This window comes from Bradyrhizobium lupini, from assembly GCF_040939785.1.
GTDB classification, from domain to species: Bacteria; Pseudomonadota; Alphaproteobacteria; order Rhizobiales; family Xanthobacteraceae; genus Bradyrhizobium; species Bradyrhizobium canariense_D.
In genome coordinates, this window is record NZ_CP162553.1 from 757116 (window position 1) to 779309 (window position 22194).

At 64.0% G+C, this 22194-nt stretch carries 22 protein-coding genes and 1 pseudogene; 14 read left to right on the forward strand and 9 right to left on the reverse strand.

Annotated features, from left to right (window positions below):
- Positions 1-91: 91 nt before the first annotated feature.
- Positions 92-1174: a substrate-binding domain-containing protein gene (locus AB3L03_RS04010; RefSeq protein WP_204510897.1), complete on the forward strand. Its 1083-nt coding sequence runs from the start codon at positions 92-94 to the stop codon at positions 1172-1174.
- Between the two features lie 33 nt (positions 1175-1207).
- Here AB3L03_RS04010 and AB3L03_RS04015 read toward each other — a convergent pair whose 3' ends face one another.
- On the reverse strand, positions 1208-1783 hold the full coding sequence (locus AB3L03_RS04015; RefSeq protein ID WP_247409088.1) for a hypothetical protein: 576 nt from the start codon (positions 1781-1783) through the stop codon (positions 1208-1210).
- A gap of 158 nt (positions 1784-1941) precedes the next feature.
- Here AB3L03_RS04015 and AB3L03_RS04020 point away from each other — a divergent pair, with 158 nt between their 5' ends.
- Positions 1942-2880 carry a LysR family transcriptional regulator gene (locus AB3L03_RS04020; protein WP_085362156.1) on the forward strand — a complete coding sequence of 313 codons (939 nt, stop codon included), beginning with the start codon at positions 1942-1944 and terminating at the stop codon, positions 2878-2880.
- 21 nt (positions 2881-2901) lie between these two features.
- Here AB3L03_RS04020 and AB3L03_RS04025 read toward each other — a convergent pair whose 3' ends face one another.
- The 5 genes from AB3L03_RS04025 to AB3L03_RS04045 form a co-directional block, all read right to left on the reverse strand.
- The gene (locus AB3L03_RS04025) at positions 2902-3486 is read right to left on the reverse strand and encodes a TIGR00645 family protein (protein WP_018459361.1); all 585 of its coding nucleotides are present in this window, start codon (positions 3484-3486) and stop codon (positions 2902-2904) included.
- Between the two features lie 33 nt (positions 3487-3519).
- The gene (locus AB3L03_RS04030) at positions 3520-4155 is read right to left on the reverse strand and encodes a TerC family protein (RefSeq protein ID WP_204510895.1); all 636 of its coding nucleotides are present in this window, start codon (positions 4153-4155) and stop codon (positions 3520-3522) included.
- Positions 4152-4514, reverse strand: a complete 363-nt coding sequence (locus tag AB3L03_RS04035) for a hypothetical protein (protein ID WP_026233786.1) — start codon at positions 4512-4514, stop codon at positions 4152-4154. The genes AB3L03_RS04030 and AB3L03_RS04035 overlap by 4 nt, the downstream gene beginning before the upstream one ends.
- Before the next feature lie 2 nt (positions 4515-4516).
- Positions 4517-4990: a tellurite resistance TerB family protein gene (locus AB3L03_RS04040; RefSeq protein WP_368508275.1), complete on the reverse strand. Its 474-nt coding sequence runs from the start codon at positions 4988-4990 to the stop codon at positions 4517-4519.
- Positions 4991-5424: 434 nt separating this feature from the next.
- Positions 5425-5805: a nuclear transport factor 2 family protein gene (locus AB3L03_RS04045; protein WP_204510894.1), complete on the reverse strand. Its 381-nt coding sequence runs from the start codon at positions 5803-5805 to the stop codon at positions 5425-5427.
- Between the two features lie 167 nt (positions 5806-5972).
- On the opposite strand from AB3L03_RS04045, the gene AB3L03_RS04050 reads away from it, so the two are divergent.
- The 7 genes and pseudogenes from AB3L03_RS04050 (at position 5973) to AB3L03_RS04080 (ending at position 14425) form a co-directional block, all read left to right on the forward strand.
- Positions 5973-7730 (forward strand): MOSC domain-containing protein, encoded by a 1758-nt coding sequence (locus AB3L03_RS04050; RefSeq protein WP_368508276.1) that lies wholly within the window; start codon positions 5973-5975, stop codon positions 7728-7730.
- Between the two features lie 15 nt (positions 7731-7745).
- Entirely contained in the window at positions 7746-8342 is a 597-nt protein-coding gene (locus tag AB3L03_RS04055; RefSeq protein WP_368508277.1) for a redoxin domain-containing protein, read from the forward strand.
- 50 nt (positions 8343-8392) lie between these two features.
- Positions 8393-9847, forward strand: a complete 1455-nt coding sequence (locus AB3L03_RS04060) for a PLP-dependent aminotransferase family protein (protein ID WP_204510892.1) — start codon at positions 8393-8395, stop codon at positions 9845-9847.
- Positions 9848-9920: 73 nt separating this feature from the next.
- Positions 9921-10546, forward strand: a pseudogene (locus AB3L03_RS04065) (FMN-binding negative transcriptional regulator).
- Positions 10547-10637: 91 nt separating this feature from the next.
- A complete protein-coding gene (locus AB3L03_RS04070) occupies positions 10638-11465 on the forward strand; it encodes a class II glutamine amidotransferase (protein ID WP_018459370.1) in 828 nt (275 codons plus the stop codon).
- A gap of 21 nt (positions 11466-11486) precedes the next feature.
- Positions 11487-12713: a carboxylate-amine ligase gene (locus tag AB3L03_RS04075; protein WP_143275438.1), complete on the forward strand. Its 1227-nt coding sequence runs from the start codon at positions 11487-11489 to the stop codon at positions 12711-12713.
- Between the two features lie 572 nt (positions 12714-13285).
- On the forward strand, positions 13286-14425 hold the full coding sequence (locus tag AB3L03_RS04080; protein ID WP_018459373.1) for a hypothetical protein: 1140 nt from the start codon (positions 13286-13288) through the stop codon (positions 14423-14425).
- Between the two features lie 6 nt (positions 14426-14431).
- On the opposite strand, the gene gor is transcribed toward AB3L03_RS04080, so the two are convergent.
- The 3 genes from gor to rpiA are packed head-to-tail and all read right to left on the reverse strand — an operon-like array spanning position 14432 to position 17110.
- The gene (gor, locus tag AB3L03_RS04085; RefSeq protein WP_018459374.1) at positions 14432-15820 is read right to left on the reverse strand and encodes a glutathione-disulfide reductase; all 1389 of its coding nucleotides are present in this window, start codon (positions 15818-15820) and stop codon (positions 14432-14434) included.
- Between the two features lie 55 nt (positions 15821-15875).
- A complete protein-coding gene (locus AB3L03_RS04090) occupies positions 15876-16394 on the reverse strand; it encodes a DUF2059 domain-containing protein (protein WP_085352730.1) in 519 nt (172 codons plus the stop codon).
- Positions 16395-16396: 2 nt separating this feature from the next.
- On the reverse strand, positions 16397-17110 hold the full coding sequence (rpiA, locus tag AB3L03_RS04095; RefSeq protein ID WP_085352729.1) for a ribose-5-phosphate isomerase RpiA: 714 nt from the start codon (positions 17108-17110) through the stop codon (positions 16397-16399).
- Between the two features lie 167 nt (positions 17111-17277).
- On the opposite strand from rpiA, the gene AB3L03_RS04100 reads away from it, so the two are divergent.
- From AB3L03_RS04100 to AB3L03_RS04120, 5 genes are all read left to right on the forward strand, one after another.
- Entirely contained in the window at positions 17278-17967 is a 690-nt protein-coding gene (locus tag AB3L03_RS04100) for an HAD-IA family hydrolase (RefSeq protein ID WP_018459377.1), read from the forward strand.
- A gap of 139 nt (positions 17968-18106) precedes the next feature.
- Complete coding sequence (locus AB3L03_RS04105; RefSeq protein ID WP_204510891.1) at positions 18107-18604, forward strand: hypothetical protein; 498 nt, start codon at positions 18107-18109, stop codon at positions 18602-18604.
- Positions 18605-18711: 107 nt separating this feature from the next.
- Positions 18712-19737: a GTP 3',8-cyclase MoaA gene (gene moaA / locus AB3L03_RS04110; RefSeq protein ID WP_368508278.1), complete on the forward strand. Its 1026-nt coding sequence runs from the start codon at positions 18712-18714 to the stop codon at positions 19735-19737.
- Between the two features lie 170 nt (positions 19738-19907).
- The gene (locus AB3L03_RS04115) at positions 19908-20489 is read left to right on the forward strand and encodes a TRAP transporter small permease subunit (RefSeq protein ID WP_018459380.1); all 582 of its coding nucleotides are present in this window, start codon (positions 19908-19910) and stop codon (positions 20487-20489) included.
- Positions 20490-20516: 27 nt separating this feature from the next.
- A complete protein-coding gene (locus AB3L03_RS04120) occupies positions 20517-22172 on the forward strand; it encodes a TRAP transporter large permease subunit (protein ID WP_085352727.1) in 1656 nt (551 codons plus the stop codon).
- The last annotated feature ends 22 nt before the right edge of the window (positions 22173-22194 follow it).

Genomic DNA, 22194 nt, shown 5'->3' on the forward strand with positions numbered 1-22194 from the left:
TACCAGACTAGGCGCCTGTGGACGGGAGTAAATATGATATGGATTGCAAATGGACCGCGGTCATATGAAATGTAGTTCATAGGGAGGACCAATGCTTCAGATCGAGATCGAGGCCGTCTGGCGGTTTCGCCGGGAGGGCAATCCGCGCACCGCCGTCATCATGCTTGGCGTCCTCAACGAGATCAGGAGAACCGGGAAGATCACCAGCGCGGCCAAGGATGCGCACCTCTCCTATCGCCATGTCTGGAATCTGATCGAGCAATGGTCGGAGTTCTTCGGCACGCCGCTGGTGCAAACCCAGCGCGGCAAGGGCTCGAAACTCACGCCGTTCGGCGAGCGGCTGGTGTGGGCGGGCGAGCGCATGCAGGCCCGGCTCGGACCTCAGCTTGAGAATCTGGCACAGGAGCTGGCGAGCGAGATCAAGCCGTTCCTCGAGCAGCGCCCGTCGGTGATCCGCGTGCATGCCAGTCACGGTTTTGCGGTCGCAAAACTGCGCGAATTCCTCGACCGCGAGCCCGGCATCGGCGTCGATCTGCGCTATGTCAGCAACCAGCATTCGCTGGTCTCGCTGGCGCAGGGCGCCTGCGATCTCTCCGGCCTGCATCTGCCGCACGGCGCGCTGCGGGCTCAGGGCATCAAGGCTGCGCGCGAATGGCTCGATCCGCGCGAGGATCGCATCATCAGCTTCGTCACACGCGAAATGGGATTGATGGTCGCGCGCGGCAATCCGCTGCGCATCGCTTCGCTCGATGATCTCACCGGACCAAAAGTCCGCTTCGTCAACCGCGACCACGATTCCGGCACGCGGCTTCTGTTCGACCAACTGCTTGCGGCAAACGGCATCGACGAGAGCAGGATCAACGGCGCGCAGCAGATCGAATTCACCCACGCCGCGGTCGCAGCCTATGTCGCGAGCGGCATGGCTGATGCGAGCTTCGGCGTCGAAGCCGCCGCCCGGCATTTCGGCCTCGATTTCATCCGGCTCCTGACCGAGGATTATTTCTTCGTCTGCAAGCGCGCGTTCCTGGACACCGGGCCGATGCAGCGCATCCTGGAGATCATCCGCAGCGCCGATTTTCGCGCAGCCATCGCCACCCTGCCCGGTTATGTGCCGTCGGATACGGGCACCGTCACCGGCGTGAAGGCATTTCTGGAGATGCACGCCGTGCGATGATGCCGGAGGATGCCATCGCCTTGTCCGCGCCGGTCAGATCGCCGGCTCGCCCTTGAGCGCCGCCATGACCCGCTCGCCCTGCGCGGTCAGCCGGTACGTCACCAGCGGACGGCTCGACGGCGGCTTTCGCGCGAGCTCGACGATGTAGCCGCGCACCATCAGGGCTTCGAAACTGCCGTAATAGCCGAACATGCTGATCTGGTTCTGCCTGAGCAGCTTGAACTCGCGCAAGAGCCGTATCTCGTTGCCCGACAGCAGCGACCGGCGCACGCGCTGAACGAACCGCGCGCGCTGCTCGAACCAGTTTTTATCCGGCAGTTCGTGCGAGGCTGGTGCGGGGGCCCGTTCGCAGGGACGCGCGTCCTGCGCAATCTCGACCATCACCTGCGGCAGGCACGGCATGCTGCTGGCGACAACCGCGTCCTTCGCAACGTCGAGCAACGCGAGCGGCCAGCGCCGCTTGTTGTCCACCATGACCGGCGGTGGCACGACGCTGTCGCGCACCAGCTGCTCGAAGCGTCCGGCGGTCACGCCGACATAGGCCGCCGCGCGACGGCGATCGACCAGACGCGTGTCCGGCGCGACCTCGCAAACAATGTTCTCGTCCACCCGGGATCCCCTGGCGCCTCGTTGCGCATGGCATGACGGCCCGACAGGACCGGCCAAGCCGGCGGCGAACCTAGGTGGGAGGAGCGCACTCGAAAAGCACAGAATTTCGTACACGTTGATGCCGTTTCGGCAACGGCTATAGTCCGGCCGGGGGTCCCATGCGATTTCACTCACCGGCCATCCAGTACTTCCACGCCGTCCGCCGCACCGGCTCGATCCGGGCCGCTGCGCGCATGCTGAACGTTGCCTCGTCGGCCGTAAGCCGCCAGATTCTCAAGCTTGAACAGGAGGTTGGGTCACCCTTGTTCGAGCGCAATGCGCGCGGCCTGACGCTGACGACGGTCGGCGAGATGTTGGCCCGGCACGTCATGAACGTGCTCCAGGACCTCGACCGCTTCCGCTCGGACGTCGCATCCCTGGCGGGGACTTGGCACGGCACCGTCAGCATTGCCTGCATCGAGTCGCTCACGGAGTCGGTGCTGCCCGACCTGATAGCCTCCCATCGCGGCCGCGCCCGGCGCGTCAGCTTCACCACCGAGGTGAAGGGATCGTCGGACGTGCTGGAGGCCCTGAGCCGCGGCGAGGCCGACATCGGCATCGCCATGGCGCTGCGGCATCCGCCGGACCTGCGCCAGGTCGCCTTGAAACGGTTTCGCCTGGGCGCGGTCGTCGCGCGCGAGCATCCACTGGCGCGCGGCAAGACGGTCACGCTGCCCCAATGTCTCGCCTTTCCCGTCATCCACGCGCTGCCGGAGCTGTCGATCTATCATCTGCTCCAGCCGCTGATCGCGCAGCTCTCCGAGACACCGGAGCCGGCCATCCAGGCCAACTCGATCGACCTGATGCGCGAGCTCGCGGCGCGCGGCGTCGGCGTCGCCTTCCAGACCCAGCTCGGCATCAGCAGGCTGTCGCGCGACAGCCGGCTCGTCTTCCTGCCGCTCGACAATGCCGGCAGCCCGGTGTGGTCAGATCTCGGCATCTACGTTCGCGCCGAGCGCACCCTCCCCGCTTACACGGAATCCTTCCTCCAGGAGCTGGTGCGCGAACTGGGCGAGCGCGAGCGGCGGGAAAACGCGGCGCATCCGCAGATCGCCTGATCAAACGCCGACGTCTGACGCTCAGCCGTGGCCGGCTCCCTTGCGCTGGCCGCTATCGCCGAGGCGGTCGACCCAGGCGATGCCGATCGCGGAGATGATGAAGGTCAGGTGGATCAGCACCTGCCACATCACGCCGCTCTCGGTGAAATTGCTCCGCGTCGTGCCGAGATTGCCCGCCTCGATGAAGGTCCTGAGCAGCGAGATCGAGGAGATGCCGATGATCGCCATCGCAAGCTTGATCTTGAGCACGCTGGCATTGACGTGGCTGAGCCATTCCGGCTCGTCCGGATGACCGCTGAGGTTCAGGCGCGAGACGAAGGTCTCGTAACCGCCGACGATCACCATCACCAGCAGGTTCGAGATCATCACGACGTCGATCAGCCCGAGCACGACCAGCATGATCTGCTGCTCGCTGGCGTCGAACGAGTGCACGACCAGGTGCCAGAGCTCCTTCAGGAACAGCAGCACATAGACGGCCTGCGCGACGATGAGGCCGACATAAAGCGGGACCTGCAGCCAGCGCGAGCCAAAGATGAGTTGGGCAAACGGGCCGATTTGCGGCGCCGGCACGGAATCCGCCGAAGGTGCTTTGGGTTCGGACGTCATTGATCACTCCGGATGATGGACAGGCGCGTTGCCTCAGAGACTCGCGATCACAGGCGCGAGCTCGAGCGATCCGCGATAGATCATCTCGAAGGCGACGTAAACGATGATGGCGAGGCCGACATAGCCGATCCAGCGCTGCTTCTGGAGCACGCGGCCGAGCAAATCGGCGGCGACGCCCATCAACGCGACCGACAATAGCAGGCCGAAAGCGAGGATGTAGGGATGCTCGCGCGCAGCGCCCGCGACCGCGAGCACGTTGTCGAGCGACATCGAGACGTCGGCGGCGACGATCTGCACCGCCGCCTGCCTGAAGGTCTTTCGGGACGCAGGCGCAGCGCTGCTGCCGCCATGGCTGAACGCGAGCTCGTTCGCATGCGCGGACTGCTCGCGCAGCTCCCGCCACATCTTCCAGCACACCCAGAGCAGCAGCACGCCGCCGGCGAGCAATAGCCCGATCACTTGCAGAAGCTGGGTCGCGACGCCGGCAAAGACGATGCGCAGGGCGGTGGCGGCGATGATGCCGACGACGATGGCGCGCCGGCGCTGCTCGGCCGGGAGGCCGGCTGCGGCAAGGCCGATGATGACGGCGTTGTCGCCGGCGAGCACGAGGTCGATCAGGACGACCTGAAGCAGCGCGGTCAGCGCTTCGGTGGTGATGAATTCAGTCACGATTGGTCATTTTTCGGTGCGGACGGATCGAGCCAGTGCGGCTTCTTTCGCTCGACCCAATCCAGAACCTTGGCGCGCCCGGAGCGCAGCGCGGGCACGTCTTCCGCGAGCAAAGCGAGGCCGAGCGGTAGCATCCAGACGCCGAGCACCGGCAGGAAGGAGAGCACGCCGCCGACAATCAGCAGCGCACCCGAAGGGATTCTCACCCAGCGGCTGGATGGCTTGAGCAGATAGGTGACGGTGTCGCCCATGCGCGGCGGCAGGCGACGGACAAGCTTGTCGAGGCGCGGGTCGCCGCCAGCCATCTGGCCGCTAGCGCCCGCAGTCCCTGTCTTATCCTCGTCCGAAACTACGCTCATGCTTACTCCTCGGCGGCGATGCGGTGTTCGGCGCGCACTGCACCCGGCTTCACCTGCTTTGCGCGCGGCAGCACCAGCGTCAGCAGGCGCAACAGCTTGATCGCCTGCACTTCGTGGGGATGCACGTCCTCGTCCGCGGCCGCGACGCGCTCCGACAGTTCCATCAAATGAGCCGACAGCGGCAGGTCTGAAACCGGACGCAAATTCTCGATCACCACATTGGCGAAATCCGGCTCCTCGAGTCGTTCAGCAAGCTCGTCGAACATCGCGTAGAGCCGGTCGTCCGAGATATGCGGCGCCAGCTTGCGATCCCGGATGAACCGGACGACCTCGTCGCGTTCGACCGGCGAAACTTGCCGGTCGGCGACGGCAACCAGCGCGCCGACGATCACCAGTGCCACCGCAGCCTGCTCGTTCAGGCTGGATGGCTCGGTGATCTCGATTTCGATCGGATTTGAATGCTTGGCGTCGGACATCGTTGCTCCCTTATCTTGCGAAAGACCGCACGGAGCTGCGATGGGGACGATTCGGTCGGAGAGACTCAAGAAGGCCCGACGATCGGCCGATCCATCGCATTCGCGCGGGACAGGTCATCCGACATCACGAGGTTTTGCCGACAGCGTCGACTTCCTCGCCAGAGGGGCCCGGATTCTTGTTCGTTTCACACATAAAGATGGGGCTGTCGGAATCAAGACGACGCGACTGCGACCAGCCGCCGCATCGGGTTCCGTGTTTCCACATTGGCTAAGCAGTTCTGCGCGCTCCGCACCTGCGATCATGTCCTTTACTGTCATCGCCCGCGCAGGCGGGCGATCCAGTACTCCGAGACGTCCGTAGTTTGTCGAGAAGCCGCAGCGTACTGGATTCCCCGCCTGCGCGGGCGATGACAGCGGAGTGCGGAGCACTCAGCCTACCCCACCTGCTCGACAAGATGCGCCCGCGAGGGCGACGGCTCGAACCTGTCGCCGAAATATTGCGTCTCGTGCGCCACGAGGTCGTCGCGGAATTCCATGATACTCACGACGTAAGACGGCACCCCGTCATAGGTCAGCACGAATTCGCTCACCCAGAGATCGTTACTGCCGACGATCCGCCGAACCGTGAAGCGCTTCTTGTTCGGCTGCACGAACCGGCTCTCTTGAATCTTCCTGCGACCGCGGATGCGCTCGCCGGACTGCGGATAGTCGAGCACCGCGTCCTCGCGATAGATGTCGTGCTCGGCCTCGAAATCGTTCGCATCCGAAGCATCCCAATGGCGCTGGAGCGCGGCCAGCTTGCCCTGATCATCCATCGTGATCTCCCGTTGTACCGACTGCGTTTACGTTACGCATTTCAAATTGGCCTCAGCGCCGCCGGTGGCAAGGCTTGCTCGCAACGTCTAACAACGACTAACGAGCCAAAAACCCCATCCGATGCAATGATGACGGCAGAACCGCGCAGCCAGATCGGGAACACGCAATGGCACGTCTGCTTTCGGTCAATGTCGGCCTGCCGCGCGACGTCGCTTGGCAGGGTCGGACCGTCCACACCGGCATCTGGAAGGCACAGGTCACAGGCCCGCGCAGGGTGCGCCGGCTCAACATCGATGGCGACGGCCAGGGCGATACGGCCGGTCATGGCGGCGAACATCGTGCCGTATTCGTCTATCAGGATGAATCCTACCGGTACTGGCAGGAGCATCTGGGTCGATCGAACCTCGTTCATGGCCAGTTCGGCGAGAACTTTACGGTCGAGGGCCTCGCCGACACCAACGTGTGCATCGGAGACCGCTACAGGATCGGCTCCGCGGTGTTCGAAGTGACGCAGCCGCGCGTCACCTGCTACCGTCTCGGCATTCGCATGGACGAGCCGGACATGGCCGCGCTGCTCGTCAGGCACGGGCGGCCCGGATTCTATTTCCGTGTGATCGAGGAAGGCGACGTCGAAGCCGGTGACGAGATCACACAGATCGCTGTGGGACCCGAGCGCATGAGCGTGTTCGAGATCAATGCGCTGCTTTACCTGCCGCCTCATCCGCGCGAACGCCTGGAGCGCGCGCTGCGGATTCCCGCGCTGAGCCGCGGCTGGCGCCGTTCTTTCGAGGCGCTGCTCGAGCAGCAGAAGGACAACAAGACCGCGGGAAACGCCGGGCTTGGGCCGGCGGCGAGCCCAGCTCCGGCCTGGCGCGGATTCCGCTCCTTTCGCGTGGCGCGAAAGATCGCCGAAAGCGGCAACGTGACGTCGCTGATCCTCGAACCCGCCGACGGACATCCCGTGGCGGCCGCCCTGCCCGGTCAATTCGTCGTCATCAAGCTCGAGCCCTCCGGTGCGCAGGCGATGACACGCAGCTATTCGCTGTCGGGCGGCGCCGATGCCGCGTCCTATCGCGTCAGCATCAAGCGCGAAGTTCACGGCGCCGCCAGCCGTTACATTGCCGACGAGCTGCTGGCCGGCGCTGCCGTGCAACTAGGTGCGCCACGCGGCAGTTTCACGCTCCGGCAAGATGCACGCCCCGTCATCCTGTTGAGCGCCGCCATCGGCGTCACCCCTTTGCTCGCAATGCTTCACGCGCTCGCCGCCGAAGCGACGACGCGGGACGTGTGGTGGCTGCACGGCGCTCGCAATGGCCGCGAACATGCGTTCGCCGCCGAGGCGCGCGAATTGCTAGGTGGGCTCTCTCGTCACCATAGCCACGTCTGCTACAGCGCGCCTGACCCGGACGATCGTCTCAATGTGGCGTTCGACACAGCCGGACATCTCGACGCACGCCTGCTCCAGACCCTGAGCGTGCCGCGTGACGGCGATTTCTATCTGTGCGGACCGGCAGGTTTCATGAACGATCTGAAAGCTGGCCTCACCACGTTGGGCGTCGCACCGGATCGCATCCACACCGAATTGTTCGGCGCCGGACCGTCCTTGACGCCCGGCATAGCGTCCTCCCCGCAGAAGCGGGCGCACCCGCCGATCGGTGCCCCCGGCCCCGGCCCGATGGTTTCGTTCGCCCGGAGTGGCCTCAATGTCCGCTGGGGACCATCCTATGCCAGCCTGCTGGAATTGGCCGAGGCGTGCGACGTCCCCGTGCGCTGGTCGTGCCGGACCGGCGTCTGCCACAATTGCGAGAGCGGGTTGATCGCGGGGACGGTTGACTATGCGCCGGATCCGCTCGATCCGCCGGCGGACGGCAATGTCCTGATCTGCTGCTCACGACCCCGAAACGACGTCGTGGTTGATCTGTAAAAGTGGGAGAGCGCAATGCGACCTGACATGATGCCGGGAGTAACCTTCCCGGATTACGAACTCAGCGACCACACCGGCAAGCACCGGAAGCTCTCCGAACTGCAGGCGGGCGATCCAATGGTGCTCGTGCTCGGCCGCGGCGGATTTTGTCCCAAGGATCGTCGCCAGGCCGAAGGCTTGCTGCAACTCCATCGCGAGATGGAGGTGGGCTATTGCCGGATGGTCACGATCACGACCGACAACATCACCCAGACCAGCGAATATCGCAGCGGCGTCGGAGCGCACTGGCCCTTTCTCTCGGATTTGCGGCGCCTCGTTCAGAAGGATCTCGACATCGCCGAATACACCGACCCCGTCCATAATCCGATGATTCCGCACGTGATCGTGCTCGAGCCCGGCCTCGTCATTCACAAGATCTACAACGGCTACTGGTTCTTCGGCCGTCCAACCGTCGAAGAGCTCCGCCAGGACCTCAGGGCAGTCGGCATGAAGTGCCGGCCGGATTGGGACATCGCGGCGCCCGGCCTCAGGGCACTGTGGGACCAGGGCCGCAGGGAGCATTTTCATCCCTACGGCAAGGCTTACGTCGAAACTCTCGGCGAACGGGATTAGAACCACATTCCGACATCGTCCGCCCGGGCGAATGCCGGTTCGGAATGTGGATGATCCAGATGAAGACCAATCCCGACCGCATGGGCGCGCGCCAGATCTACGAGGCTTTGAGAGATCAGATCCTGGCGAGGGTGTATGGGATCGACGGGGTGCTGCCGTCCTCCCGCGCGCTGGCCGGTGAGATGGGCGTGGCGCGCTCGACCGTCACGATCGCCTACGAACAGCTCGCCGCCGAAGGCTTCATCGAGACACGCCATGGCGCGCGACCGCGTGTGGCTCGCGCCGTCGTCGAGCGAGGACGCACGCGCGTAGTGTCGCGGCCGTCGGCGCGGAAGGTGCGGCTGTCGGCCTTCGGGAGCCGGTTGCTTCAAGACCCGCCGCGCTGGTCTGAGCCGCCGCGCGGGCTCGTCGCGAACTTCCGCTATGGCGAGCTCGCGCCGTCGGATTTCCCGGTACTGGCATGGAAAAAGGCCGTGACCGCTGCGATGGCGCGCAAGCCCGAACGGCTGGCCTATGACGATCCCTGCGGAGCGCTGCGGCTGCGGACCGCGCTTCAAGGCTATCTGTGGCGGTCGCGTAGCGTCCGCTGCGAGGTCGATCAGATCGTGGTCGTGAACGGCTCGCAGCAGGGCCTCGACATCTGCGCGCGCCTGCTGCTCGATGCCGGCGACCGCTTCGTGATGGAGGATCCCGGCTACCAGATGGCGCGGCATACTTTCGCAGCAACGGGCGCCGAGGCGATCCCGATTCCCGTCGACGTGGACGGACTGGAGACAGCGCGGCTCGATGGCGTCGAAGCCCGCCTCGCCTATGTCACGCCGTCGCACCAATATCCGCTCGGCGGCGTCATGCCGATCGGCCGCCGGCACCAATTGCTCGCCTGGGCCAGGGCAAACGACGCCTACGTGATCGAGGACGATTACGACGGCGAGTATCGCTACGATACCAAGCCGATCCCGCCGCTGCACGCGCTGGAAGGCGGCGGCAATGTGATCTATCTCGGCACCGTCTCCAAGACGCTCTCGCCGACCTTGCGGATCGGCTTTCTGGTGGTGCCCTCCGCCCTGCGATCCCTGATCGCCGCCGCCAAGCAGATCATGGACCGGCACACGCCGCTGATCGAACAGGACGCTCTCGCGTCGATGCTGGAAAGCGGCGCCTATGACGGCCACATCAGGCGCGTGCGCCGGCGCAACGCCGAACGCCAGCGGGCGCTGCTCGACGCGCTTCGCCGCAGGTTCGGGGACCGCGTCCGGATCGAGGGCACGGCCGCCGGCCTGCACATCGTGGCGTGGTTCGACGACCTGCCGCAGAAGCGAGAGGACGCGTTGATCAAGGCGGCCCATGCAAAGGGCGTCGGCATCTATTCCGTCTCTGCGCTGTTCGTCGGACCTCGCCGACCGCGGAAGACGGTCGGCCTCGTCATGGGCTATTCGGCATTGGAGGTGGCACAGATCGAGCGCGGCTGCAGGCTTCTCGCACAAGCCGTCGCCAAACTGGACTGATCAAATAGACGATAACTGGCAGTTTCTTACAGGCCAGATTCCGGCTATCTCCAGAGCAACACCGGAGATAGACATGTACATCCCTCCCGCCTTCAAGGACGACATCGAGAGCATCCGAGCGACCATTCGCGGCGCCCGCCTCGCCAGCCTGGTCACGGCCACCAGCGAAGGCCCCGTCGCCACGCCGCTGCCGCTGCTTCTCGACGAGAGCGAAGGCGAACATGGCGTGCTGTACGGACATGTGGCGAAAGCCAACCCGCAATGGAAACTGCCGCCGATCGGAGATGCGCTGGCGATCTTCAGCGGTCCCGACGCCTATGTGACGCCGTCCTGGTACGCGACCAAGCAGGAAACCGAAAAGGTCGTGCCGACCTGGAACTACGTCGCGGTGCATGCCTACGGCCCGGTCGAATTCTTCCAGGAGCCCGAGCGCCTGCTCGACGCCGTGACGCGGCTCACGAATAGGCATGAAGGATCGCGTGCAAAGCCGTGGGCCGTTACCGATGCCCCCGAAGATTTCATCGCAACTCAGCTGCGCGGAATCGTCGGCGTGCGGATTCCGTCGTGCGGTTCGAAGGCAAGCGCAAGATGAGCCAGAACCGTCCCGAGGCTGACCGTGTCGGCGTCGCGCAAGGTCTCGCAGCGAGCGAGAACGCTGGTGATCGCGAGGTTGCGCCATTGATTCCGGTTCCGGTTTAGTAGCCACTTGGTTCCGACACTCGCTGTCGGGAACCATCGTCCTGTCAGGTTCGTTGATACATTTCAGCAAGCATCTCCTGACGGAATTCCTATGTGCCGCTGGATCGCATACCGGGGCGAGACCACGTCCTTCGAGCCCTATGTCACCGAGCCCGAGCATTCGCTCATCGCGCAAAGCATCCGCTCGCTCCAGTCGACGGCGGGCTCGAATGGCGACGGCTTTGGTCTCGGCTGGTACGGTGAGCATCCGGAGCCTGGTCTTTATCGTGAAACACGCCCCGCTTGGTCGGACGAAAATCTCCGCTACCTCTGCCGCCATTTGCGCTCGCATCTGTTCTTCGCCCATGTGCGCGCCGCCACCGGCACGGCAGTGACGCGGCAGAACTGCCATCCCTTTGCCTGCGGCCAGTGGATGTTCATGCACAATGGTTTCGTCGGCAGCTGGAATCGCCTACGGCGCAAGGTCGAGGCGCTGATCCCCGATGCCTACTACCCCTCGCGGACAGGCACGACCGATTCGGAAGCCGTGTTTCTCGCCATGATGGGCGCGGGTCTCGACGCCGATCCGCTCGGCGCAACGCATCGCGTGCTGCGAGCCCTCGTCGGCCTCGTCAACGAAGGCGAGCTTCGTGAGCGGCTACGCTTCACCAGCGCCATCGCCAACGGCCGGGATCTCTATGCCTTCCGGGTTGCGGTCAACGATGCCGCCAACACGCTCTATTTCCGCGAGGCTGGCGGCCAAGTCATCGTCGTCTCCGAGCCGTTCGACAAGGAAACAGACTGGACGGAAGTGCCCGCGAATCACGCGCTGGTCGCACGTGCGTCCGAGAGCGCGAAAATTGTTCCGTTCGATCTTGCAATTTCCAGTGAGGTCGACGCGGAACCCGCTCCTGCCAGAAGGATTATCGCCCGCGGGTAAATACCTTGGCCGGGTGGCACGATGACATTGGCGTCAGACGTCTTGAAACTGCTGCGGCTTGATTCCTCCGAGGACAGGCAGCACCTCGTCATTCGCTCGGCCGGCGGACGCGGCAAGGCTGCGGAATATTCGTTCGGTATCGAGGAGGAATACTTCCTCGCCGATCGCCGCAGCCTGGAGGTCGCGATCCAGACCCCCAATGAGCTATTCGAATCTGCGAATTGGTCGACAGGCGGCCAGGCGATGCGGGAGATGTTACAGTCGCAGCTCGAGGTCGCCACCAACGTGCATGTCGACGTCGCCGACGCGCGCGAAGAGCTTCGCTTCCTGCGTCGCGAAGTCGCAAACGTCGCGGCACAATACGGCTTCGTGATCATGGCCTGCGGCACGCACCCGACCGCGGTCTGGCGCATGTCGCAGCCGAGCCCGAAGCCACGCTACGAGGAGATGATTGAGGATCTGCGCAGCATCGGCCACCGCAACCTGATGTGCGGCATGCACGTGCACGTCCAGTTGCCCGATCCCGAAAAGCGCATGGCGGTGATGCGAGCGATGCTGCCGCATCTGCCCTTGTTCATCGCCCTGTCGGCCTCCTCCCCGTTCTGGAATTCACACAAGACCGGACTGAAGGGCTATCGGCTCGCCGCCTATTCCGAGCTGCCGCGCACTGGCCTGCCCGAATTATTCGAGAGCCGGCAGGATTACGACGAATATGTCGGCGCGTTGCAGCGCTCGGGCGTGATCCCCGATGAAAGTCACATCTGGTGGGCCATGCGCCCCTCGATGAAGCACCCGACCCTCGAGCTGCGTGCGCCCGATACCTGCACCTTCGTCGACGACGCCGTTGCCATTGCCTCGCTCTATCGCTGCCTGACCCGCTATCTCTACCTGCGACCTCATCTCTCGAAAGAGGTCACCGCGGTCGAACGCGCAATTGCGGTGGAAAACAAATGGCGCGCCCAGCGCTACGGCACCGATTGCATCTTTGCCTCCAAGGACGGGCCGGTCGAGATCTCCGAGCTGCTCTCCCGTGTGATCGAGCACATCGCCGAAGACGCCGCCGCGCTGAACTGCATGGCCGAGGTCGAACACTGTCGCACCATCGTCGAACGCGGCAGCTCGGCCGAATTCCAGCTTCGCGCCTTCCGCGACAATGCGGAAGATATCGCCGCCGTGTCGCGCTGGATCGCAGACGCGACGATCTCGGGCACGAGCACCCCCGCCGCAGGCGTTCCCGCGCCTTCATAGCGCCCGCGCAAGCTTCGCGAGCAACAATGTCGGTCCTGAATGCGTAAGGTCGCGGAGAGAACGATGAATCACGTCAAATGTTGCGCTGGCTGTGGCCATGGCCTCATTCCGATGCTCTCGGCCAAAGGGCGCGCGGAGCTCAGCTGCCTCTGGTGCGAGCTCATCGAGGCGCGTGCAGTGGACATGGCGAAGTGGGCTGACAGCCCGTACGGCAAGCCCGAGCGGACCGTCCGTCGAGCTTTCGAATGAACGGCTTCAGACACCCGGCCGCCGACTTCTCCTGATCGGCGCAGCTGCGCATCCGCGCCAGAATGCCGCCAAATTAGACAAGACACGTCTCGTCACCAGGATTGCAGACTGGGCGAACATGGCCATGCAGGCTGGTCAAGCGTGTCATCTAACCTCAAGTGCAACCTCGATTTTTCATCGCGTGGCGGCGAGTCGCAAAGCCTTGCGTGCCGCGCACCGCCTCGACTGGCCTAAAATTCGCAAGGCAGCATCAGGCCTGATCCCCTGCTCTCAGCAAGATGCGTGCGCCGAGACAGGGTGAGCGGGCCAGATCGGAGAATGCCATGAACGTGCATGCCACCGGCGATCTCAAATTCACCGGCCTCACCCGCCCGGACGGCGCGCCCCTTCGCCTCAACGATCAGGAGTTCGTGGCGATCGATCGCGACCGGAATGCGAAGTTCGAGGCAACGTACCGGCCGCAGGCCCTCTACAATCGCGCCAACGAGGGTTTCCACGCCAACAACGAAACCTTCCTGCTGCACGAGGTCGCGACCAATCTGCCGATCTATCTGCCCGACACCGGCCCTACCGACTTCCATCTTCATCTGCCGCCGGGCGGCTTTCAGCTCGTGCTGGTCACGTCGGGCGCGTTCACGTTCGACTATGACGGGCGCTTCTATAATGTCGGCCCCGGCGCGGTGATGCTGCAAAGCGCGATCGTGCACCGACAGCTGTTCTACACCTGGTCGGGACTGTCGACCGAAGAGAATCTGAAGACGCCGCAGACGGTGGTGCCGGATCCAATCTCGATGGGCTATTCGGGCAAATTCCTCGAAGCCTTCATCACTGACCCGACGACGTTTCCAAACCCGACCATCGTCGGTCCGGACCAGATCAACGAAGCCGAGACGCCGCGGGTGGCATGGAGCCACTCTCTGCATGATCGCCCGGTCGATGCAGGCTTCTGGCTCCAGGACCCCTTGGCGCTGGATGCGCTGTTCAAGCCGCTCACCGACAGCCCGATCAAATCGGCCATGCCGGTTTACGTGCGCGATATCGGGATCGAGGCTCCGAGCGGTCACCTCGTCGCCGGCCACATCATCGCAACCGATCCGCGCGGCCAATCGCTCTTGTCCAAGAGCACGTCGTCAGCGGCGGACACCACATGTTTCGCCAAGGGCGAGGTCGTGATCTACCGCGTGATCCGCGGCACGGCCGAATTCAGGAACAAGACTGGCGAGACCTTTGAGCTCGCGGCCGGCGATGTGGTGACGGCGGGCAAGAACGCCACAAGCCTCGTCGGTGTTGGTGAGAACACGCAGGTCCTTCGGCTCGGCCTTCTCAAGGGCATGAACGACCTCCGCAGCTGGACGCCGACGCAACGCGACGAGATCGACGGCCTCGCCGGTCAGATCATCACGCAGAAGGACATCCGTCCGCTGCGCACCGAGGGCAAGCCGGTCGGATACCTGTACGGCTGAGCGGAGTTACTCCGCCGCTTGGCGGACGTGGCGGGCGGTCGGGGTGCGCATGGTGACGAGCTCTTCGGACGCGGTCGGATGCAGCGCGATCGTCGCGTCGAAATCGGCCTTGGTCGCCTTCATCTTCACCGCAATCGCGACTGCCTGCGTGATCTCGGCTGCGGCATCGCCGACGATGTGACAGCCGAGCACACGGTCGGTTGAACCATCGACGACGAGCTTCATCAGCACGCGGGTATCGCGGCCCGACATCGTCGCCTTGATGGGCCGGAACGTGGTCTTGTAAATGTCGATATGGCTGAATTGCGCGCGGGCTTCCGTCTCGGTCAGGCCGACGGTGCCGACCTCCGGCTGCGAGAACACGGCGGTCGGGATGTTGGCGTGATCGACCTGCACCTCGCGCTTGCCGAACACGCTGTCGGCGAACGCATGGCCCTCGCGGATCGCGACCGGCGTCAGGTTGAAGCGATGGGTGACGTCGCCGATCGCGTAGATGCTGTCGACCGAGCTCTTGGAGAAATGGTCGACCGCGATGCCGCCGTTCCGCGGGTTGATGGCGACGCCGGCCTTCTCCAGGCCGAGATTGGCGACCGCGGGATGGCGGCCGATCGCGAACATCACCTGGTCGGAGGCAAGGCTCGATCCGTTCGACAGATGCGTGGTGAATTCCTCGCCGTGCCGATCGACCTTCGTCACCGTGCAGCCGGTCAGGATGGTGATGCCCTGCTTCTCCATCTCGGCGCGGACATGGGCGCGAACATCCTCGTCGAAGCCGCGAAGAATGTTGTCGCCGCGATAGATGACTGTGACGTCGGAGCCGAAGCCGGCGAAGATGCCGGCGAACTCCAGCGCGATGTAGCCGCCGCCCTGGATCACGATCCGCTTCGGCAGCTTGGCCAGGTGAAACGCCTCGTTGGAGGAGATCACGTGCTCGATGCCGGGAATCGGAGCGCCGTGATTGGGCGCGCCGCCGGTGGCGATCAAAATGTATTTTGCAGTGATCTTCCGGTCGTTCTCGAGCAGGCGGACGGTGTGCTTGTCCTCGATCACCGCGCGGCTCTTGACGATTTGCGCGCCCGACTTCTCGACATTGGCGGTGTAAGCCGCCTCCAGACGCGCGATCTCCTTGTCCTTGTTGGCGATCAGCGTCGGCCAGTCGAAGGTCGCAGACGGAACGGTCCAGCCAAAGCCGGCGGCGTCCTCGATCTCATGGCGGAAATGCGAGCCGATGACGAACAGCTTCTTCGGCACACAGCCGCGGATCACGCAGGTCCCGCCCATGCGGTACTCTTCCGCGATCATGACGCGGGCGCCGTAGCCGGCCGCGATGCGGGCGGCGCGCACGCCGCCCGAACCGCCACCGATGACAAAGAGGTCGACGTCGAATTCAGCCATTGTCCACTCCGACCTCTTTCAGAACATGATCCGGATTCCGATCAGATAGGGACTGTCAGATCTCCTTGCCACGCTTGCGCATCTCGGCGCGGAAGGCACCCATCACGGTCTCGGAGAAGTTCTGAGCCCAGGAGTTCATGAAGGCCATGCTCAGCCCGATCGCGCGCGGCTCGGCTTCGATCAGCTTCTTGCCCAGCGGCGACTTGTAGAAGGTGACGAGATCCTTCAGCTCCTGCTCGGTGAACTCGCTGGCATAGACCTGCGCCATGCCTTCTCCGATCTCCTTTTCGCGGCCTGCCAGCTGCTGGTTGACGACCCCGGCGACCTCGGTGAGATCCTTCTGATAGTTGAGGTTCTGCTGGATCAGCGCGATCCTGGTCTTATCGACCAGGCCGGGCACGGCGTTGGCATACATCGCACTGGCGTTCTTGATCGCGAGGATCTCCTTGGCGGCCGCGATGGCCGTCGGCGACGATTTCGGCGGAGCCGCCTGCTGGGCCCCGGCCGGGGCGACCGAGAGGGCCAGTCCCACAGCGAGGGTCGCGACCGGCAACAATTTCAAAACGCTCTTCATTCCTAGTCTCCTTTCGGCTTTCGCCGTTCAATCACGCGAATTCCCTCGCCACCCGCCAAGACAGCCGAGCTGGCCAAGCCGATGAACAAACCATGCTCGACGACGCCGGGGATCGCGCTCAACGCCGTGGCGAGGCGGGCGGGATCCTCAATCTTTTCGAGCTGGGCATCGAGGATCCAGTGGCCGCCATCGGTGACGAAAACGTGGCCGTCCTTGCCGTTGCGGACCGCCATCTGCCCGGAAACGCCGCATTCCGCAAACGCCTTCTCGATCGCGCGACGCGTTGCGCCGAGCCCGAACGGGATGACTTCGACCGGCAGCGGAAAGCCGCCGAGTGTCGGCACCCATTTGGTGTCGTCGGCAATCACGATCATGCGATCCGAGGCGGCCGCCACGATTTTCTCGCGCAACAGCGCGCCGCCGCCGCCCTTGATCAGATTGAGTTCGGGATCGATCTCGTCGGCGCCGTCGACGGTGATGTCGAGATGATCGATCTCATCCAGCGTGGTCAGCGGCACGCCGCAGCGGATTGCATCGAGACGCGTCGCCTCGGAGGTCGGCACGCCGATCACTTTCAGTCCGGCGCGGACCCGCTCGCCGAGCAGCTCGACGAAATGTTTTGCAGTCGAGCCGGTACCGAGCCCGAGCTGCATGCCGTCACGGACGTCCTCGAGGGCGCGCGCCGCAGCCTGCCGCTTCAACTGGTCCATGTTCACGTTTGCGCCGTCCCTGAATTACGAGTGTTAGGCTTGCGGCGGCCTGTGTAGCCTCGTTTTCCCTCGGAGAACAGGGTCTGGGGGAACAGGCCTCCGGACCCACCTTATAAGGTGATCTTATGGCTTCGGCCCTTGCGCGGGCGGGGCCGGGCCGGTAGCGCTGGACCATGACCCCCTCCCACACCATCGTCTTCGATCTCGACGGCACGCTTGTGGATACCGCGCCCGACCTGATCACCGCGCTCAATTACGTGCTCGACCGCGAAGGGCTGCCGCCCGTGCCGATGGCCTCGGCCCGCAACATGATCGGCGCCGGCGCCCGCAAGCTGATCGAGCGGGGGCTGGAGGCCGAGGGCCGCAGCGTCACGGTGGCCGACATGGACCGGATGACGGCCGATTTCATCGGCTATTACGCCGACAATATCGCCGTCGAATCCCGGCCCTTCGAGGGTCTGGAGGCCGCGCTCGACCATTTTGCAGCCCAGGGCCATCGCCTTGCGGTCTGCACCAACAAGCTGGAATGGTTGTCGAAGCGCCTGCTGGATCAGCTCGACCTGAGCCGGCGCTTCGCCGCGATCTGCGGCGCTGACACTTTTGGCGTCCAGAAGCCCGATCCGACCATTTTCCGGGAAACGGTGGCGCGGGCCGGCGGCGAGGTGAAAGCCAGCATCATGGTCGGCGACGCCGGACCCGATGTCGGTGTGGCCCGGCGCGCCGGAGTTCCCGTGATCGGGGTCAGCTTCGGCTATACGGACGTCCCGATTGCCGAGTTGAAGCCGGACCGGCTGATCCATCACATGCGCGACCTGCCGGCAGCCGCCAGCAGCCTGATGACCGCGCAGGCAGGTCTCAAGTAGCTGAGATAGCTTAGTTATTCCACGGAATCCCGCTTTAACCATCTACTAACGATGTGCGGCCGGCCGGTTGCTCGTTCGGAACGACACTCCTAAGTTTGTCCGGGGATGTGGCGGTTCGTCGCAGTAGAAGTGGATGGTCATGCGTCGTGTCATTGCGATTGCGCTAGCTGGGGTCAGTCTCTTGGGAGCAGCGACCCTTGCCGGCTGCTCCTCGATGTCTTCGACGTCCTGGGACATGTTCAAATCGGCCCCGCCGACCGTGCAGGTCCGGCTCGAATCCAATCCCCCGGGTGCTGACGCCACGACCTCACTGGGTGCCGGCTGCAAGACGCCCTGCTCCGTCGCGGTTCCCGCTCCCGACGCCCCCTTCACGGTCGCTTTCGCGCTGCCAAAATACCAGCCGGTGAGCGTACCGGTGAATGTCATCAGAAATCCCGGCGACTTCACCACGCCCGCCTCGATCACCACCGACCCCAACCCGATTTTCGCGGAGCTCCAGCCGGCCGTTCCGCCAAAACCGGTCCGCAAGCCGCACCGCCCGAAGAAACCGAAACCGGCGGCGGCCGCGGTCGCCCCGGCTGCTGCCGCACCGGCTGCGGGCTCGCCTTTCCCCGATCCTAACGCGGGCATGCGCTGACCTCCGTCATCCCCCAATTGTCTCTGACGCATTCGATGCTTAGATTGCTTCCAGGACACCGCTGAAGCAAAACTGCTCGCGTTGCCGCAAGTGACAAGGCATTTGGTATGAACGGACTTTCCGCGAGCCCCCTGTCGAGCACGATGACCGATCCGTTCGGACGGACCATCTCGTATTTGCGCGTCTCCGTCACCGACCGCTGCGACCTGCGCTGCTTCTACTGCATGTCGGAAGACATGACGTTCCTGCCCAAGGCGGACCTGCTGACGCTGGAGGAACTCGATCGGCTCTGCTCGGCCTTCATTGCCAAGGGTGTGAAGAAGCTGCGGCTCACCGGCGGCGAACCGCTGGTCCGCCGTAACGTGATGACGCTGGTGCGCTCGCTGTCGCGGCATCTCAAGAGCGGCGCGCTGAGCGAGCTGACGCTGACCACCAACGGCACCCAGCTTGCGAAACATGCCAGCGAGCTCGCCGATTGCGGCGTCCGCCGCATCAACGTCTCGCTCGACACGCTCGACCCGCAAAAGTTTCGCGAGATCACCCGCTGGGGCGAGATCGACAAGGTGCTGGAAGGCGTTGAGGCGGCACGCGCCGCGGGCCTCGCGGTCAAGATCAACGCCGTGGCGCTGAAGAACCTCAACGAGGATGAACTTCCCGACCTGATGCGCTGGGCCCACGGCAAGGGCATGGGGCTGACGCTGATCGAGGTCATGCCGATGGGCGAGATCGGATCGGGACGAATCGACCAATATCTGCCGCTGTCGCTGGTGCGCGCGCGCCTTGCCCAGCAGTTCACGCTGACCGATCTGGCCGAGAGCACCGGGGGGCCGGCGCGCTATGTCAGCGTCGCCGAGACCGGCGGCAAGCTCGGCTTCATCACCCCGATGACCCATAATTTCTGCGAATCCTGCAATCGCGTGCGCGTCACTTGCACGGGAACGTTGCACACCTGCCTCGGCCACGAGGATGCCTCCGATTTGCGCAAACCTCTGCGTGCATCGGACGACGATCTGCTGCTTGCGGATGCGATCGACCGCGCCATTGGGCTGAAGCCCAAGGGCCACGATTTCATTATCGACCGCCGCCACGACCGCCCCAGCGTCTCCAGGCACATGAGCGTCACCGGCGGCTAACATCGGCTGGCCGGCCGCGGCTTATTCCCCTTAACTATCAACAAACTTCCGATTGACTGGCGGCACGCTCGCTGGTTTGGTGCGGCAGCCTCATGCCTGCGCGGCGAGACAAGCCAACGCGCCCACTCGGCGCAGCCAAGACGGCCGGGGCAAATCGGGGAGGACCAATCTTGCAAGCGCTCCTGAAGCTGAGCAATGGAATTGACGCGTTCACACGTTGGACGGGCAAACGTCTGGCTTGGCTGATCCTGCTCGCCGTCGTCATCTCGGCGCTGAATGCGATCATCCGAAAGACATTGGACACGTCCTCCAACTCGTGGCTCGAGCTGCAATGGGTGCTTTTCAGCATCGTGTTCCTGCTGTGCGCGTCCTGGACGCTGCTCGACAACGAGCACATCCGGATCGACATCTTCAATAGCATGATGCCGAAACGGGCTCGCAACATCATCGACATCATCGGGCACATCTTCTTCCTGATCCCGCTGACCGTTGTCATGATCGTGACCGGAATACCGTTCTTCCTGCGCTCGCTCCAGATCAACGAGCAATCCGGCAATGCGGGCGGCCTGCCACAATGGCCGGCAAAAGCGCTGATCATGATCGGCTTCGCCCTCCTGCTCGTTCAAGGCATCTCCGAGCTGATCAAGCGAATCGCGATCATGCGCGGCATGATCCCGGACCCACACGAGTCGCAGGTGTCCGCACTGGAGGCCGAGGTCGAGCACCTCGTCGAAGCGATCGAAAAGAAGTAGCCGTTGGCGACGGTTTAGGGGGAAGTCATGACCGCGTTTATTATCGCCAATCTGGCGCCCATCATGTTCGCGACGCTCGTGATCGTGCTGCTGCTCGGCTACCCGGCAGCATTTTCGCTCGGCGCCGTCGGCCTGTTCTTCGCCATCATCGGCGTTCAGCTCGGCCAATTCCACCCGGACTTTCTCCAGGCCCTGCCGGAGCGCGTCTACGGCGTGATGAACAACGACACGCTGCTCGCCATTCCCTTCTTCACCTTCATGGGATTGGTGCTCGAGCGCTCCGGCATGGCGGAGGATCTGCTCGACACCATCGGCCAGTTGTTCGGCACCATCCGCGGCGGCCTCGCCTACGCGGTGGTGTTCGTCGGCGCGCTGCTTGCGGCGACCACCGGCGTCGTGGCGGCCTCGGTGATCTCGATGGGCCTGATCTCGCTGCCGATCATGCTGCGCTACGGCTACGACCGCCGCGTGGCGACCGGCATCATCGCGGCCTCCGGTACGCTGGCGCAGATCATTCCGCCCTCACTCGTCCTGATCGTGATGGCCGACCAGCTCGGCAAGTCGGTCGGCGACATGTACGAGGGCGCATTCATTCCGGGCCTGGTGCTCGCCGGCCTCTATGCAGGTTACGCGTTCCTCGTGACCATGATTTTCCCGAAGGCGGCGCCGGGTCTTCCCAAGGAGGCGATCGGATTCCGCGAGGAGAGCGGCGACCGCGGCCTCAAGTCGCTCGGCGTGCTGTTCCTGGCGAGCTGCGTCTTCGGCTGGTTCATGATGCGGAATTCGGAGACACACGGCGCCGACTTCGTCGTGCTCAGCATGTTCTTCGGCATTCTCTTCGCGTTCTTCGTCGCCATCGCGAACTGGGTCCTCGACAAGCTGACGGGCTACCGCTTCCTCTCGAAGATGGCGCAACAGACCACCTTCGTCATGGTGCCCCCGCTATTCCTGATCTTCCTGGTGCTGGGCACGATCTTCATCGGCGTCGCGACGCCCACCGAAGGCGGTGCGATGGGTGCAGCCGGCGCCCTCATTCTCGGAGCCGCGAAGCGGCGGCTGACCTGGGACCTGATCCGACAGGCCACCGAATCGACGGCGAAGCTGTCCGCGTTCGTCGTCTTCATCCTGGTCGGGGCACGCGTGTTCTCGCTCACCTTCTACGGCGTCAGCGGCCATGTCTGGGTCGAGCACCTGCTGACATCCCTGCCCGGCGGCCAGATCGGCTTCCTGATCTTCGTCAACGCCTTCGTCTTCGTGCTGGCGTTCTTCCTCGACTTCTTCGAGCTTGCCTTCATCGTGATCCCGCTGCTCGGGCCGGCTGCCGAGCATCTCGGCATCGACCTGATCTGGTTCGGCGTCATCCTGGGCGTCAACATGCAGACGTCGTTCATGCATCCGCCGTTCGGATTTGCGCTGTTCTATTTGCGCTCGGTCGCGCCGAAGGAACGTTATACCGATCGCGTCACCGGCAAACGCATGGAGCCGGTCACGACGGGACAGATCTATTGGGGTGCGGTGCCGTTCGTCGTCATCCAGATGATCATGGTGCTGCTCGTGATCATGTTCCCGTCGATGGTGATGCACTACAAGGGCGTGCAGTCCACCGTCGATCCCAACAGCATCAAGATCGATATTCCCCAGATCGATCTGCCGCCGCTCGACTTCGGCCAGCCGAAGCAATAGCGCCCGGCCCGCCTGCAAAAAA

Bases quoted from the DNA above. Each gene is read 5' to 3' on its own strand.
- AB3L03_RS04100 (WP_018459377.1), top strand. From the start codon at position 17,278: ATGACCCCCTCCCACACCATCGTCTTCGATCTCGACGGCACGCTTGTG.
- AB3L03_RS04040 (WP_368508275.1), bottom strand. From the start codon at position 4,990: ATGTCCGACGCCAAGCATTCAAATCCGATCGAAATCGAGATCACCGAG.
- AB3L03_RS04035 (WP_026233786.1), bottom strand. From the start codon at position 4,514: ATGAGCGTAGTTTCGGACGAGGATAAGACAGGGACTGCGGGCGCTAGC.
- AB3L03_RS04070 (WP_018459370.1), top strand. From the start codon at position 10,638: ATGTGCCGCTGGATCGCATACCGGGGCGAGACCACGTCCTTCGAGCCC.
- moaA (WP_368508278.1), top strand. From the start codon at position 18,712: ATGAACGGACTTTCCGCGAGCCCCCTGTCGAGCACGATGACCGATCCG.
- gor (WP_018459374.1), bottom strand. From the start codon at position 15,820: ATGGCTGAATTCGACGTCGACCTCTTTGTCATCGGTGGCGGTTCGGGC.
- AB3L03_RS04025 (WP_018459361.1), bottom strand. From the start codon at position 3,486: ATGACGTCCGAACCCAAAGCACCTTCGGCGGATTCCGTGCCGGCGCCG.
- AB3L03_RS04120 (WP_085352727.1), top strand. From the start codon at position 20,517: ATGACCGCGTTTATTATCGCCAATCTGGCGCCCATCATGTTCGCGACG.
- AB3L03_RS04010 (WP_204510897.1), top strand. From the start codon at position 92: ATGCTTCAGATCGAGATCGAGGCCGTCTGGCGGTTTCGCCGGGAGGGC.
- AB3L03_RS04055 (WP_368508277.1), top strand. From the start codon at position 7,746: ATGCGACCTGACATGATGCCGGGAGTAACCTTCCCGGATTACGAACTC.
- AB3L03_RS04090 (WP_085352730.1), bottom strand. From the start codon at position 16,394: ATGAAGAGCGTTTTGAAATTGTTGCCGGTCGCGACCCTCGCTGTGGGA.
- AB3L03_RS04050 (WP_368508276.1), top strand. From the start codon at position 5,973: ATGGCACGTCTGCTTTCGGTCAATGTCGGCCTGCCGCGCGACGTCGCT.
- AB3L03_RS04020 (WP_085362156.1), top strand. From the start codon at position 1,942: ATGCGATTTCACTCACCGGCCATCCAGTACTTCCACGCCGTCCGCCGC.
- AB3L03_RS04045 (WP_204510894.1), bottom strand. From the start codon at position 5,805: ATGGATGATCAGGGCAAGCTGGCCGCGCTCCAGCGCCATTGGGATGCT.
- AB3L03_RS04080 (WP_018459373.1), top strand. From the start codon at position 13,286: ATGAACGTGCATGCCACCGGCGATCTCAAATTCACCGGCCTCACCCGC.
- AB3L03_RS04060 (WP_204510892.1), top strand. From the start codon at position 8,393: ATGATCCAGATGAAGACCAATCCCGACCGCATGGGCGCGCGCCAGATC.
- AB3L03_RS04075 (WP_143275438.1), top strand. From the start codon at position 11,487: ATGACATTGGCGTCAGACGTCTTGAAACTGCTGCGGCTTGATTCCTCC.
- AB3L03_RS04105 (WP_204510891.1), top strand. From the start codon at position 18,107: ATGCGTCGTGTCATTGCGATTGCGCTAGCTGGGGTCAGTCTCTTGGGA.